This is a genomic window from Adlercreutzia wanghongyangiae (genome assembly GCF_035989245.1).
GTDB classification, from domain to species: Bacteria; Actinomycetota; Coriobacteriia; order Coriobacteriales; family Eggerthellaceae; genus Adlercreutzia; species Adlercreutzia wanghongyangiae.
In genome coordinates this window covers 1-526 of sequence record NZ_JAYMFF010000043.1, presented here as the reverse complement: position 1 = coordinate 526, position 526 = coordinate 1, and the positions used below count along the sequence as shown (strand labels likewise).

Annotated in this window: 1 protein-coding gene; it reads right to left on the bottom strand. The window is 51.0% G+C overall.

From position 1 onward, the window contains the following. Positions 1–526: restriction endonuclease subunit S (locus tag VIN30_RS11520; protein WP_338211637.1), on the bottom strand; the 526-nt coding region annotated here is incomplete at both ends.

The window sequence follows — 526 nt, the reverse complement described above, 5'->3', positions numbered from 1 at the left end:
CTCACGCTGATGAAGGGTGATGAGCGAGTCGAGCTTGGCGAAGAGGGAGCCGATTTGGCGTTGCTCTTCAAGGTTGTTGGGTATAAGGACTTCGATATCTTCAACATCGCGTGTGTTGTAGGACGGCAACGCCCCAACTTGAACTAGTGCGGCTAGATTAATTCGTTCAAATTGCGATCGTCCGAAATCCGTGTCCCACTCACTTTTATTAAATGAGTAGCACATGGTATTGTTGTCTAGGAGAAAAGGCTTTCTGACCAGTCTCTTCCTATCAAGAAAGACGGCGGCACCGACTTTTGCAAAGATCATTGCCGGAACATCCACCACGGGCTTCCACGCTTTTCTCGCAATCTGTTCTGAGGTTACGTAGTTGTTGGACTCAATAAGCTCGGTCTCGTTGCCGGGTGTGTTCATGTCAGAAACTTTGTAAAACGGCACGCCCTCCCTGCCGCCCTGTTCCGCATCTGGAAAGCCGACGCCAGATTGGGCATGCCCCACATCCCCCAGCTTACGCTGTTCCCAAGTT